This window comes from Chryseobacterium taklimakanense, assembly GCF_900187185.1.
GTDB classification, from domain to species: Bacteria; Bacteroidota; Bacteroidia; order Flavobacteriales; family Weeksellaceae; genus Planobacterium; species Planobacterium taklimakanense.
The window spans coordinates 324327-337464 of record NZ_LT906465.1; the positions used below are offsets into that span (position 1 = coordinate 324327).

Here is a 13138-nt window from a genome sequence, read left to right on the forward strand (position 1 = left end):
AACCTTCTTTCGATTTGTGGTTTAGAATGACCAACCCGTTTAAATTCCTTTGCTCAGCACTTCTCATACTGGCATTAATCTTTATTGCCATAAACTTGAACATTGGTTTTTTAAAGCTCAATTTCTCCGATTTTATCGGTCAAACGGAAAATTCCCAAATTGCTCAAATGCGGATCAACCGCGTTGCCGTAATGCTTCTGGCCGGCATCTCAATTCCGACTTCCGGATTTTTGCTGCAGGAATATTTTCAGAATCCATTAGCGGGACCTTCGGTTCTGGGAATTTCCTCGGTTGCGAGTTTAAGCGTGGCTTTTTACATTTTCTTTTCACACAATTTCACCATTCCGGAAATACTTCAGAATGGATTTATCAGCATCTCCGCAATCGCCGGTAGTTTATTGCTGATGTTGGTTCTATTGGCTTTTTCGAACAAATTTCAGGACAAATCTTTCCTTATTATTTTTGGGTTTCTGGTTTCAGCTTTGGCCGGAGCCATTGTATCGATCCTGCAGTTGTATGCCGACGATCAGAGCCTGAAAAATTATATCCTGTGGAGCTTTGGTGCTAATAATCACGTAACTGCTAACCAAATTTTTGTTCTGGCACTTATTGTAATTTCTGGATTGGCCGTAAGTTTTAAGACTATTAAACCGTTAATTGGAAACGCTTTGGGAAGCAGTTATGCCCAAAGTTTAGGTGTGAATTTGACGCAGCTGAAATACTTAGTCATTATTGCTTCATCACTGCTTTCGGCGTCGGTCACCGCCTTTTTGGGCCCCATTTTATTTATAGGAATAGTTGTACCGCATTTCTGCAGAATGATATGGAATCCGGCCAAACTTTGGCAGCAGTGGATCCTTAATATGGTTTTGGGAATTATAATTATGGAATTGTTTTCAATCATCTCAGAACTGACACAGTTTCCGTTGAATGTGATAACCTCCCTGTTTGGCATTCCGGTGATCTTGATGATGTTATTGAATAATAGAAATTAATCTCGCACAGATTTCACAGATTACACAGAAATAAAACTTTATATTTAAACATATAATCTGTGAAAATCCGTGAAATCTGTGAGAAACAATAAATGTTTTTAGAATTAATAAATACAGACATCGGTTATAAAACACCTTTAATTAAAGGCGTGAATGTTTCTTTGAGCATAGGTGAAGTCTGTCTTTTAATTGGAAACAACGGTGTTGGTAAGACCACTTTAATCAAATCCATTTTAAATCAGATTCCTGCACTTTCAGGCGAAATTTTTATTAATAATAAAAGCATTAAAAACCTTTCAGCCAAAGAAATTGCGGAGCAAATTGCTGTTGTTTTTTCTAAAGCACAAATCCCAGCAAATTATACTGTTGAGGATTTAATTTCGCTGGGAAAATACATCCATTATCCTTATTATTTTGAACTGAACGTAAACGACAAAAAAGAAGTTGCGGAAATCATTGAAAGTTTAAACTTAAACCAATACAAAAAACTCACTTTACAGAAACTTTCAGACGGTAACCTTCAGAAAGCCTTTATCGGTCGGGCTTTTGCTCAAAATTCACCGATGATTATTCTGGACGAACCCACCACACATTTGGATGAAGACAATAAAATTATCATTCTAAAATTGCTGCGTGAATTTGCAAGGAAATATAATAAGCTGATACTTTTTTCCTCCCACGACTGGCGGCTTGCAAAAGAATTTGCTGACAAAATCTGGTTTGTGAAAGGCCAAAAACTGTACACCGGAATTGCGGAAGATGTACTTTCGGCACATCCGGATCTGTCGGATCCTGTTCTTTTCGACATTCATAAAAATTTCATTCCGCCACATATTTCAGCTACAGAATTTCAAAAAGAACTGCTCTATTCTTTGCTGCAGAAAAATTTTAAAAATGACCTCTCGCCGTATCATTTTACATTTTCTGAAGGTATCTGGATCCTTGAAAGCAATAATTCTCATCAAAATTTCACCAGTTTTGAGGAAATCATTTTATTTCTCCGGAACAGCCTTTAATTCCACATTTTACGGACGTCCCAGAAATGTTATGCATGCATAGTATTATGCTTTTCATAAAGATTAAATTGCTGATTTTCAATATTTAACAAAATATTAACAAAATTGATATATTATGCATGCATAATAATTTTTAAATTTGGGAAAACCAGAATAGTAAATATTTATGGAAAAAAACAATAAGGAAAAAGTAGAAAATGTAGACCTTATTCTGAAGTCTACCTGGTTGGCTGTCTCGAAGATGTTCTCCGAAATGGCTTCAGAGTACGACACAACAACAGTGCAGGCGCTAACCCTACTTAAAATTGATCCCAAAGAAGGTACACGAAGCACCAACCTCGGCCCAAAAATGGCGATTGAACCCACTTCGCTAACCCGGATCATCAAGCTTTTGGAAGACAATGGCTATATCTATAAAGAAAAAACGACTTCTGACAAGCGTGAAGTAATCATTAAGCTGACTGAAAAAGGCTTACAGCACCGTAATATTTCAAAAGATGTGGTGGTGAATTTCAACAGAGCCATTACGGAAAAAGTGTCTCCGGAAAAGCTTCAGAACTTTAAGGAAGTGATGGACATCATTCTGAAAACAGCAAACGAATTAAATAAAAGAAAATAAGATATTAAATGAAACGAAGAATTAAACACGTAACGGTTCTCGGTTCAGGAATTATGGGTTCCGGTATTGCAGCGCACTTCGCCAACATTGGTGTGGAGGTGCTTCTGCTCGATATCGTCCCGTTTGAACTCACCGAAGCCGAACAGAAGAAAGGTCTTACCAAAGACGACAAAGCCGTAAGAAACAGAATTGCTTCCGAAAACTTTGAGAAACTGAAAAAAGCAAGCCCTGCCCTGCTTTACACGCCGAAATTTGCCGACAGAATTACTGTTGGAAACTTCGACGACGATTTGCCGAAAATTAAAAATACCGACTGGATTATTGAGGTGGTGGTTGAAAGACTCGACATCAAAAAATCGGTTTACGAAAAGATTGAACAGTTCAGAAAACCGGGAACTCTGGTTTCTTCCAATACTTCCGGAATTCCGATCAACCTGCTTGTAGAAGATAGAAGCGACGACTTCAAGAAATATTTTGCAGGAACGCACTTCTTCAATCCTGTAAGATATTTACCGCTTTTGGAGGTGATTCCGACGCAGTTCACCGATCCGGAAATCGCAAAATTCTATATGGAATACGGCGCGAAATTCCTGGGTAAAACAACTGTTCTGGCGAAAGATACTCCAGCTTTTATCGCCAACAGAATCGGGGTTTTCTCGATGATGAATCTGCTTCACGAGGTTAAAGGTTTAGGTTTAAATGTGACCGACATCGATAAACTGACCGGTCCGGTAATTGGCCGTCCGAAATCGGCAACTTTCAGAACCGCTGATGTTGTGGGGCTTGATACCTTGGTAATGGTGGCGAAAGGCGTACATTCCAGCGGTGTGGAACCGAACAATTTCAACGATGTTTTCCAATTGCCGGATTACATCCAGAAAATGATCGACAATAAATGGCTTGGTTCCAAAACTGAAGGCGGTTTCTACAAAAAAGTGAAAAACGCTGAGGGAAAATCTGAAATCCACGGCCTGAACCTGGATACGATGGAATACGAACTTCAGGGTAAATCCAATTTCCCGACGCTGGAACTGACCAAAAATATCGACAAGCCGATTGACCGATTCAAGGTGTTAATCGGTGGAAAAGACAAAGCCGGAGAACTGTACAGAAAATCTTTAGGCGCTTTGTTCGCATATGTTTCGCATAAAGTTCCGGAAATTTCTGACGAAGTTTATAAGATCGACGACGCAATGCGCGCAGGTTTCGGCTGGGAAAACGGTCCTTTCGAAATCTGGGATGCCGTGGGCGTTCAGAAAGGAATTGAACTTGCCAAGGACGCCGGTTACGACGTTTCCGAATGGGTTAAAAATGTGGAATCTTTCTATAAAGTGAACGAACAGGGCCACAAAATTTTCTTCGACCAGACCAAATCGAATTACGAAAATATCCCGGGACAGGAAGCCTTCATCATCCTTGATAACATCAGAAAAGACAAAACGCTTTGGAGCAATTCCGAATCTGCGATCCAGGATTTGGGCGACGGAATCATCAATTTTGAAATCCGTTCCAAAATGAATTCTTTGGGCGGCGGTGTTCTGGATGGCTTAAACCGCGCCATCGACATTGCAGAAAAAGAATACGACGGATTGGTTGTTGGAAATCAGGGAGCGAATTTCTCTGTTGGAGCGAATTTAGCGATGATTCTAATGATGGCTATTGACCAAGACTGGGACGATTTGAATATGGCGATTGCCTACTTCCAAAAATCGATGATGAGAGTTCGCTACTCCTCCATTCCTGTGGTGGTTGCACCTTTCGGAATGACTTTAGGAGGTGGCTGCGAAATGACGATGCACGCCGACCGGGTGGTTGCTGCAGCAGAAACTTACATCGGACTGGTGGAAACCGGTGTTGGTGTAATTCCTGGCGGTGGCGGTACCAAAGAACTGACTTTGAGAACTTCCCGTGAATTCAATAAAGATGATGTGAAGACCAACCGTCTGCGCGACGCCTTTATGAACATCGCAATGGGTAAAGTAGCGACTTCTGCTTACGAAGCTTACGATATGGGAATTCTGGAGCAGCACAAAGACATTGTGGTGGTTGATAAAAACCGTCAGATTGCCGAAGCGAAAAAAGTAGCGAAACTCCTTGCTGAACAGGGTTACACGCAGCCAATCGAACAGAAAGTAACCGTTCTTGGTAAAGACGCGCTTGGTATGTTCTATGTGGGAACCGACCAGATGCTTGCCGGAAACTACATTTCTGAACACGACAAGAAAATCGCTGACAAACTGGGTTACGTCATGGTGGGAGGAAATCTTTCCGAACCGACGGTCGTAACAGAACAGTATCTGCTGAACCTTGAAAGAGAAACATTCCTCTCCCTAACCGGTGAAAGAAAAACGCTTGAGAGAATTCAGTATATGTTACAGAACGGGAAACCGCTGCGCAACTAATTGTACAATGTAAAAAGTACAAAGTACAATGTATTTTGAATGTTTAATTTAAAAAGATGCATAATTTCAGAGAATTGGAGGTTTGGAAAAAAGCAATCGAACTGACCACAGTTTACTATAAAATTTCCAAAAACTTTCCAAAGGACGAAATTTTCGGATTGACCTCGCAGTCGCGAAGAAGTTTAGTTTCGATTTCTTCAAACATTGCCGAAGGTGCAGGAAGAGATACCGACAAGCAGTTTGTGCAGTTTCTGTCGGTGGCTTTGGCTTCCTCTTTCGAATTCGAAACTCAATTACTCGTTTCTAAAAATCTGGAATATGTAGATTTTGACAGTTATACTTTAATTTTTAACGAATTAAGACACATTCAAAATATGTTGATAAAATTGATTAACAAATACAAATCTTAAAAATCATTGTACATATTACATTGTACATTATACAACAAAGTATGAAACAAGCATATATAGTTAAAGGATACAGAACAGCGGTAGGAAAAGCACCGAAAGGTTCCCTGCGCTTCACACGTCCTGACGTGATGGCGGCTACCGTTATCGAAAAACTGATGGCTGAGCTGCCACAGTTAGACAAAAACAGAATCGACGACCTGATCGTTGGAAACGCAATGCCCGAAGCAGAACAGGGACTGAACGTTGCGCGTCTGATTTCCCTGATGGGTCTTCAGACCGATAAAGTTCCGGGAGTTACCGTCAACAGATACTGCGCGTCTGGCTCTGAAGCCATTGCCATTGCCTCTGCAAAAATTCAGGCAGGAATGGCGGACTGCATCATTGCAGGTGGAACAGAATCTATGAGTTACATCCCGATGGGCGGTTACAAGCCCGTTCCGGAAACGGATGTGGCAAAATCCAACCCGGATTATTACTGGGGAATGGGTTACACCGCAGAAGCCGTTGCCAATCAGTATAAAATTTCCCGTGAGGAACAGGATGAATTTGCTTTCAATTCTCATCAAAAAGCATTGAAGGCCCTGGAAGAAGGAAAATTCGCCAACCAAATCGTTCCTATTCCGGTAGAATACAATTATCTGGATGAAAACCAGAAAATGCAGTCTAAGAAATTCGATTTTGCGGTGGATGAAGGACCAAGGAAAGACACCTCGCTGGAAGGTTTGGCAAAACTTCGCCCTGTATTCGCCAACGGTGGTTCGGTAACAGCCGGAAATTCCTCTCAAATGTCAGACGGCGCCGCATTCGTCGTAGTAATGTCTGAAGAAATGGTGAAGGAATTAGGTTTGGCGCCGGAAGCAAGACTCGTTTCTTACGCTGCAGCGGGCCTTGAACCAAGAATTATGGGAATGGGACCAATCTACGCAATTCCAAAAGCATTGAAACAAGCAGGCTTGGAACTGAAAGACATCGATTTAATTGAATTGAACGAGGCATTTGCTTCTCAATCTGTTGCGATCAAAAAAGAATTAGGTCTAAATCCTGAAATTTTGAACGTCAACGGAGGCGCAATTGCTCTTGGTCACCCACTGGGTTGTACCGGAACAAAACTCACCGTTCAGCTCCTGGACGAAATGCGCCGAAGAGGAAACAAATACGGAATGGTAACGATGTGCGTGGGAACCGGGCAGGGAGCGGCTTCAATCTTTGAGTTGTTATAATTCTGAATTTTGAATGTTGAGTTTTGAATTGAAATGAAGCCTGAAAATACTATTCGAGATAAATCTTTTGATTTTGCATTGATGATTATTGAATTGTTCAAAATCTGCAAATCGCAAAATGAATTTGTCATATCGAAACAGTTGTTAAGAAGCGGCACTAGCATTGGAGCCAATGTTCAGGAAGCAACTGCAGGTTTTTCAAAGAAAGATTTTCTTTATAAAATGGCGATTGCCAGTAAAGAGGCAAGAGAAACCCAGTATTGGATTTTGCTTCTTTCAAAATCAAAACTTGTAGTTTTTAATGAAGAAAAATATTTAACTGAAATTCAAAGTATCGTCAACATTCTAACTTCAATTGTAAAAACAACCAGTGAGAATTTAAACAACACATAACCCAAAATTCAAAATCCAAAATTTAAAATTATAAAAAAATGAGCGATACATTACAAAACACATTAAAAGGCGGCGAATTCTTAATTAAAGATTTCGAAGCTCAGGAGATTTTCTCCCTTGAAGACCTGAACGACGAGCAAAAAATGCTGCGCGAATCCCTTGAAGAATTTATGGAGCGTGAAGTGGTGCCACACCGCGAGCGTTTCGAGAAAAAAGATTACGCACTTACTGAGGAAACTATGCGCAAGCTGGGCGAAATGGGAACCTTGGGAATTGCAGTTCCTGAAAATTACGGCGGTCTGGGTATGGGCTTCGTGTCCACCATGCTGGCTTGCGATATCGTTTCAGGCGCAAACGGTTCTTTGGCTACGGCTTACGGAGCACACACCGGAATCGGTACCCTTCCTATCCTGCTTTACGGAACTGAAGAGCAGAAGCAGAAATATCTTCCTGCTTTGGCAATGGGTGAAAAATTCGGAGCATATTGTTTGACTGAGCCGGATGCAGGTTCTGATGCAAATTCCGGAAAAACAAAAGCAAGACTTTCTGAAGACGGTCAACACTACATCGTCAACGGACAGAAAATGTGGATCTCCAACGCTGGTTTTGCGGATACATTCACATTCTTTGCAAAGATTGATGATGACAAAAACATCACCGGTTTCGTGATCAACAGAAGCGAACTGGAAGACCCTGCAAGTTTGACATTAGGTGAAGAGGAGCACAAACTCGGCATCCGTTCATCTTCTACACGACAGGTATTTTTCAATGATATGAAAGTTCCTGTTGAAAACCTTTTGGGTGAAAGAAACAACGGCTTCAAAATCGCGCTGAACGCGCTGAATGCGGGCAGAATAAAACTGGCGGCTGCAAATATCGACGGACAAAGAAGAATCCTGAACCACTCTGTCACTTATGCCAACGAGAGAAAGCAGTTTGGTGTGGCGATTTCCACTTTTGGTGCCATCCGAAAGAAAATTGCAGAAATGGCAACAGGAATATTCGTTTCGGAAGCCGGTTGCTACAGAGCTGCGAAAAATGTAGAAGACAAAGTTGCTGAACTGATTGCCGGTGGAATGGATCATCAAAAAGCTGAAATGAAAGCTCTTGAAGATTTCGCAGTGGAATGTTCAATTCTGAAAGTTTTCGTTTCTGATTTAACGCAGAATATCTCTGACGAAGGAATCCAGATATACGGCGGTATGGGCTTCTCTGAAGATGCACCAATGGAAGCAGCTTGGAGAGATGCCAGAATCGGCAGAATTTATGAAGGAACCAATGAAATCAACCGTCTTCTTGCCGTAGGAATGCTTATTAAAAAAGCAATGAAAGGCGAACTTGACCTTCTGAAACCTGCCATGGCAATAGGTAAGGAACTGATGGGAATTCCGTCTTTCGAAGTACCGGACTATTCAGAATTCATGTCTGAAGAAAAAGCAATCATCCACAATCTGAAGAAAGTTTTCTTAATGGTTGCGGGGGCAGCACTTCAGAAATACATGACAGATATCGAGAAACAGCAGCATCTGTTGCTGAACGCCTCTGAAATACTGAACCAGATTTATATGGCAGAATCAGCAGTCTTAAGAGCTGAAAAACATTTCTCAGCCGAGTCAGTGGAAGCTGCAATGGCTCAGTTAAATCTTTACAAAGCCGTTGAAAAAATTACGGTGGCTGCTAAAGAGGGAATCGTTTCTTTCGCAGAAGGCGACGAACAGAGAATGATGCTTTCAGGCCTCAGAAGATTCACCAAATACACGAATATGCCGAATGTGGTGGCTCTGACTGAAAAAGTGGCTGCCCATTTCATTGAAAAAGGGAAGTACTAATTTCTATATGTTATTTTGAATTGAAAACGCTCCGAAATTCGGGGCGTTTTCTTATTCAGGTCAGAATTTATAGGGAAAATCAATTCAGAAAATAATTGTAAAACATATTCATAAAACGGTTCATATCCTGCTGCATAGCGGCTGCCAGCAAATACTTGATGCGGAAAAGAACAGGTTCTACCCCATTGGCAAGTTTCAAAATTTCACGCTCCGGAATAATTCCGTAAAGTTTCCCTTTATAAGCAATATTCAGAGCGTTATCCATCAATGAAACGGTGATACTGCCGAGTTTTTTGTAATAGGTATTCTCCGAAATGCGTACAAAACCGTCTTCCATCATTTCTGATACAAGCATATTAAATATCTTCTGTGCGTCCGGAGAAAGGCTCATTCAAATAAAATTGTGGTAAATTTAATGAAAGTGTTTGATAAGTTCTTTTAAAGTATCCTTAAACTTTTATAATTTAATATGTAATATTCTGATGCTTTTTGTTGTCCTCTATATAACCACTTTTTTTGTAACCATGAAAACTTTAGCTCTTATTTTTTGTCTTGTCCCGGCAATCTTTTTTTCACAAATCAAAAAAACAGCTCCTTTGGTGCGAAATGATTCCTTGGTTTCAAAGTTTTATAATGAGAAAGATTCTGCCGGAGTGATTTCCATTCCAAATAAAACGTTTAACAATGAAACATTTTATGGATTGATCAGTAAATCAAAAGGAAACGCTGTGGCCATTCCGAACGGCATAAAACGTAAAGATACAGCTCTTGTCAGAAAAACAACATCCCAAGATGCCATACCACCTACAAAAATAGTTCCCTGACTTTTAATTTAAAATAATTAAGAGATTAAATTTAAAGCAAACTATACCTGTAATTTCGCCAGCAAATCAGTCCATTTTTTTTATTTTTACCATAGAAATTAAAGGAATGAACAAGGAACTACTTTTATATAAAGCCATAAAAATTGCCGACAAAGCGCACAAAGGACAAAAAGACAAGTACGGCGCACCTTATATTGGGCATGTGATGAGGGTATCCAACAGCGGCAGAACGACAGACGAAAAAATCGTGGGTGCGTTGCATGACCTGATTGAAGACTGCCCAGACTATGATTACGATTTTCTGCGTGCAGAAGGTTTCCCGGAATATATCCTTTTCGCTATAAAATGTCTTACTAAAACCAGTCCTGATGAAAATTATGAGGATTTTATTTTAAGAACCGAAAGATCTCCGCTGTCCATAGCTGTAAAACTGAATGATTTGCGCGATAATATGGACATCACCAGAATCAACCGTCCGCTTACCGAAAAAGATCTGAAACGGCTCAACAAGTATCTGAAGGCTTACCGTTATCTGACCGAGAAATATTAAATAAAAGACCCAACATTTGTGGAGCTTTTGTCGTTTTAATCGGCTCCGGGGAAGTTATAATCCCTGTCATCATCCGTACCGTCGATATTGATGTTGAGCGCCAAATAAATAAAATGCAGGTTTCGGTTACCTGCGGAAGCAAATTCCCTTTGCCACAAATAACCGGATGCCAAACCGAAATTTTCATCAACCTGATAGCCAATTCCGCCATACAGACGGTTTCTGGAAAAAACAGGTTCTGTCTTTGAAGGTGTGAAGAACAGTTCGTCGTACGTGTTGGCAAACACAGTTCCCGGTTCTATTTTTTCACGGTTGAGCGGCACAGAGATGTTCAGCCTGTAGCGGAAACGCGTTCTGCCGCTGTTTAAATCTTTCTGAGGTTCGTAAAACCAGCTTTTCTCGGCGCGGAAGCGGTTTTCAAATTTTACGACACCTTTTTTTACATCAATGATATCCTGCAGCCACACACGAAATTCTTCTTTGCTTAATTCCCGGTTTTTGTAGTTTACATATCTTCCGAGTCCTATAAAAGGTTTGTGGTTTGCACTAAGGTAATAACCTACGCCACCTTTCAGCTCATAATAATCCGGTACTGAATAATCCTCGATTGCGCGCAGCTGCCCTTCCCCGTAAAGAAAAAATTTAGGGTGGATCTTGTAGGTCAGCGTTACTGAACTGAAGCTCGAAAGATGCTCATTTTGTGCTAAACCTAAGCTGTATACTGAGAGAAAAATAAATAAAAATGCTGTCCTCATAGGACAGCAAATTTATAAATATTAAAAGACATTTCCCTTTATTTATTAAAATTAATATCCCAACTGAAGCCCACATGGAACCAGCGCTTTGGCATCGGCACGCCGAAAGCTTCCGTATAATCCGTGTTGGTGATGTTGTTGACGAGAACGAAAAATTCTGTATTGTTCAGTCTGTAAGTCAGTTTCTCGTCCAAAAGGTTGTAGCTGTAGCCGTTTGCCCTTTCGTTATATCTGTAAACCAGTTGGTTGGTGAGGTTTTTCAGAATCCGGTTTTCAAATTTTGCCACGAACTGGTGCTTCAGATTGTCCATTACATATTTGGAAAATGCCGGACGGTTCCATTCTTTGTTGTGAACAAAAGTATAGCCCAGCGAGTAGGATTTCACAAAACTGTCAAAGCTTTGTTTTATTTCCACGTCTACACCTTTAGTCACGATGTTTCCTGAATTTACGGCACGCCATTTATCAGCAGAAGTACTTTTTACCCAATCGATGGCATCTTCAGTATCTCTACCAAAGAGGCCTGCACTGATGAGTAGATTATTCTTCAGAAAACGGTAACCTATTTCGTATGATATTGCGTTCTCAGGCTTCAAATCAGGATTTCCCTCTTCGGTTTTGCTGATGTAATAAAGATCGGTGAAGGTCGGAATTCTGTGAACTTTTGCCACATTTCCATAAAGTTTGTGATTTTCATTAATGTCAAAACCTACATCAAGTCCCGGATAAAAGAAATTTCCTTCGGTAGAATAACTGGCCCATGAAATTCCCGGCGACACCTGAAGTTTGTTGGACATCAAAGAAAAATGATGCTCAAAAAACAACTGTGTAATCGTGCGTTCCCGGTCGCCCAAATTGTTGCTCGACAAAAACTCTTTCCGGAATTCTGCACCGATTCCCGTGGTTCCAAGTTCAGATTTATAGCTTCCGTTCACCTCTGCCCCCACATTGTTTCCGATATGCATGTTTCGGTAAATTTCCGGTTTTTGACGGTTAAAGAGATACATGTCCTGTGCCCTTCTCCAGAAAATATTTGAATTTAAATTAAAATTTCCAAAGCTTTGCTGATGTTTCAAAGCCACGACAGAGGCCTGAGTTTCTTCGTATTGTTCCGTAGCTGTTGGCGAGGCGTAGAATCCGTTGGCACCGAATTTCTTTTCAGAAAAACCAGCCATAAACTGCAGTTTCCCCTCGCCTATCTGGTATTGGTTTTGGTAAAAAACGTTGTTGATGTTGTAGTCGGTATTATGTCTGTAACCTTCCGAACTGCCGGAATTAGCCTGTAAAATATTTGAAAAACTCTCATTTCCGAAAGTGGCGTTCAGTCCCAAATCATAAGTTTTAAAATCGCCGCCGGTTGCAGAAACCTTCACGGTTTCGTCAGACGAGGTTTTGGTTACAATATTAATAACACCCGCAAACGGCCCGTTTCCGAAACGCCTTGCAGCAGGGCCTTTCATCACCTCTATTCTTTCAATATTCGATAAATCCACCGGAATATTCAGGGAATTGTGACCAGTTTGTGAATCATTCATGCGGATTCCGTTCAAGAGAATCAGCACCTGTTCGAAGGATCCACCGCGTATAGAAACATCACTCTGTACGCCATTGGAGCCGCGTCTTCTGATATCGATGCCTGCGAATTGCTGCAGAAGTTCATCAATGCTGTTGGCTGGAGAATTTTTCAGTTCATCTTTCAGGATTACAATGATGTTTTCGTTGACTTTTTTATACGGCAGATTCAGAAATTTCCCCTGTATTTCCACGCTTTCGATTGAGGTTTCACCGGTTTGTGAAAATGCCCATCCAAAAAACATCAGCAATGAAGCTGCAAAAATTCTTTTTTTCATTTTTCTATTTTATATGATAAAAAATTATTGAATCAAAAATCAGTTTAATTTTAAGATCATTTGTATTAATCGCCTTCTGCGAAAAATAAAGCAGCAAATATATTTAAGAATTTTTTAATCCTAAAACACTTTTTATGAAAATAATTTCATATTATGTATTGAATAAAACGGAATGGGTTGTCATTTAAATAAGAAAAATTCTGGCACTGAAACCTGTGTTTTTCCGATATACAATTTTTAAAGCAAGATTTTAACTAAAAATATACTATAAAAAT

General features: G+C 40.3%; 13 protein-coding genes. 10 read left to right on the forward strand and 3 right to left on the reverse strand.

Annotated features, from left to right (window positions below; all coding sequences use genetic code 11):
• Nucleotides 1-26 precede the first annotated feature (26 nt).
• The 8 genes from CKV81_RS01590 (at nt 27) to CKV81_RS01625 (ending at nt 8884) form a co-directional block, all read left to right on the forward strand.
• Nucleotides 27-995 carry an iron ABC transporter permease gene (locus CKV81_RS01590; protein ID WP_095069759.1) on the forward strand — a complete coding sequence of 323 codons (969 nt, stop codon included), beginning with the start codon at nt 27-29 and terminating at the stop codon, nt 993-995.
• Nucleotides 996-1087: 92 nt separating this feature from the next.
• A complete protein-coding gene (locus tag CKV81_RS01595) occupies nt 1088-2011 on the forward strand; it encodes an ABC transporter ATP-binding protein (RefSeq protein WP_095069761.1) in 924 nt (307 codons plus the stop codon).
• A 166-nt stretch (nt 2012-2177) separates the two neighbouring features.
• Entirely contained in the window at nt 2178-2630 is a 453-nt protein-coding gene (locus CKV81_RS01600) for a MarR family winged helix-turn-helix transcriptional regulator (protein WP_095069763.1), read from the forward strand.
• Nucleotides 2631-2638: 8 nt separating this feature from the next.
• Nucleotides 2639-5032, forward strand: a complete 2394-nt coding sequence (locus CKV81_RS01605) for a 3-hydroxyacyl-CoA dehydrogenase/enoyl-CoA hydratase family protein (RefSeq protein ID WP_095069765.1) — start codon at nt 2639-2641, stop codon at nt 5030-5032.
• A 56-nt stretch (nt 5033-5088) separates the two neighbouring features.
• Entirely contained in the window at nt 5089-5442 is a 354-nt protein-coding gene (locus CKV81_RS01610; RefSeq protein WP_095069767.1) for a four helix bundle protein, read from the forward strand.
• A 41-nt stretch (nt 5443-5483) separates the two neighbouring features.
• Nucleotides 5484-6662, forward strand: a complete 1179-nt coding sequence (locus tag CKV81_RS01615) for a thiolase family protein (protein ID WP_095069770.1) — start codon at nt 5484-5486, stop codon at nt 6660-6662.
• A 33-nt stretch (nt 6663-6695) separates the two neighbouring features.
• The gene (locus CKV81_RS01620) at nt 6696-7055 is read left to right on the forward strand and encodes a four helix bundle protein (protein ID WP_095069772.1); all 360 of its coding nucleotides are present in this window, start codon (nt 6696-6698) and stop codon (nt 7053-7055) included.
• 38 nt (nt 7056-7093) lie between these two features.
• Complete coding sequence (locus CKV81_RS01625; RefSeq protein WP_095069774.1) at nt 7094-8884, forward strand: acyl-CoA dehydrogenase family protein; 1791 nt, start codon at nt 7094-7096, stop codon at nt 8882-8884.
• Nucleotides 8885-8963: 79 nt separating this feature from the next.
• Here the strand turns inward: CKV81_RS01625 and CKV81_RS01630 are convergent, their stop codons facing one another.
• Entirely contained in the window at nt 8964-9275 is a 312-nt protein-coding gene (locus tag CKV81_RS01630) for a CBS domain-containing protein (RefSeq protein WP_095069776.1), read from the reverse strand.
• A 133-nt stretch (nt 9276-9408) separates the two neighbouring features.
• On the opposite strand from CKV81_RS01630, the gene CKV81_RS01635 reads away from it, so the two are divergent.
• Entirely contained in the window at nt 9409-9708 is a 300-nt protein-coding gene (locus CKV81_RS01635; protein WP_095069778.1) for a hypothetical protein, read from the forward strand.
• 106 nt (nt 9709-9814) lie between these two features.
• Entirely contained in the window at nt 9815-10258 is a 444-nt protein-coding gene (locus tag CKV81_RS01640) for a phosphohydrolase (RefSeq protein ID WP_095069780.1), read from the forward strand.
• A 35-nt stretch (nt 10259-10293) separates the two neighbouring features.
• Here CKV81_RS01640 and CKV81_RS01645 read toward each other — a convergent pair whose 3' ends face one another.
• Together CKV81_RS01645 and CKV81_RS01650 are read right to left on the reverse strand one after the other, a co-directional pair.
• Nucleotides 10294-11013, reverse strand: coding sequence for a DUF2490 domain-containing protein (locus CKV81_RS01645; RefSeq protein ID WP_095069782.1), 720 nt, complete (start codon nt 11011-11013; stop codon nt 10294-10296).
• 38 nt (nt 11014-11051) lie between these two features.
• On the reverse strand, nt 11052-12863 hold the full coding sequence (locus CKV81_RS01650; RefSeq protein WP_095069784.1) for a TonB-dependent receptor plug domain-containing protein: 1812 nt from the start codon (nt 12861-12863) through the stop codon (nt 11052-11054).
• Nucleotides 12864-13138: the final 275 nt, after the last annotated feature.

Bases quoted from the DNA above. Each gene is read 5' to 3' on its own strand.
- CKV81_RS01590 (WP_095069759.1), top strand. From the start codon at position 27: ATGACCAACCCGTTTAAATTCCTTTGCTCAGCACTTCTCATACTGGCA.
- CKV81_RS01595 (WP_095069761.1), top strand. From the start codon at position 1,088: ATGTTTTTAGAATTAATAAATACAGACATCGGTTATAAAACACCTTTA.
- CKV81_RS01600 (WP_095069763.1), top strand. From the start codon at position 2,178: ATGGAAAAAAACAATAAGGAAAAAGTAGAAAATGTAGACCTTATTCTG.
- CKV81_RS01605 (WP_095069765.1), top strand. From the start codon at position 2,639: ATGAAACGAAGAATTAAACACGTAACGGTTCTCGGTTCAGGAATTATG.
- CKV81_RS01610 (WP_095069767.1), top strand. From the start codon at position 5,089: ATGCATAATTTCAGAGAATTGGAGGTTTGGAAAAAAGCAATCGAACTG.
- CKV81_RS01615 (WP_095069770.1), top strand. From the start codon at position 5,484: ATGAAACAAGCATATATAGTTAAAGGATACAGAACAGCGGTAGGAAAA.
- CKV81_RS01620 (WP_095069772.1), top strand. From the start codon at position 6,696: ATGAAGCCTGAAAATACTATTCGAGATAAATCTTTTGATTTTGCATTG.
- CKV81_RS01625 (WP_095069774.1), top strand. From the start codon at position 7,094: ATGAGCGATACATTACAAAACACATTAAAAGGCGGCGAATTCTTAATT.
- CKV81_RS01630 (WP_095069776.1), bottom strand. From the start codon at position 9,275: ATGAGCCTTTCTCCGGACGCACAGAAGATATTTAATATGCTTGTATCA.
- CKV81_RS01635 (WP_095069778.1), top strand. From the start codon at position 9,409: ATGAAAACTTTAGCTCTTATTTTTTGTCTTGTCCCGGCAATCTTTTTT.
- CKV81_RS01640 (WP_095069780.1), top strand. From the start codon at position 9,815: ATGAACAAGGAACTACTTTTATATAAAGCCATAAAAATTGCCGACAAA.
- CKV81_RS01645 (WP_095069782.1), bottom strand. From the start codon at position 11,013: ATGAGGACAGCATTTTTATTTATTTTTCTCTCAGTATACAGCTTAGGT.
- CKV81_RS01650 (WP_095069784.1), bottom strand. From the start codon at position 12,863: ATGAAAAAAAGAATTTTTGCAGCTTCATTGCTGATGTTTTTTGGATGG.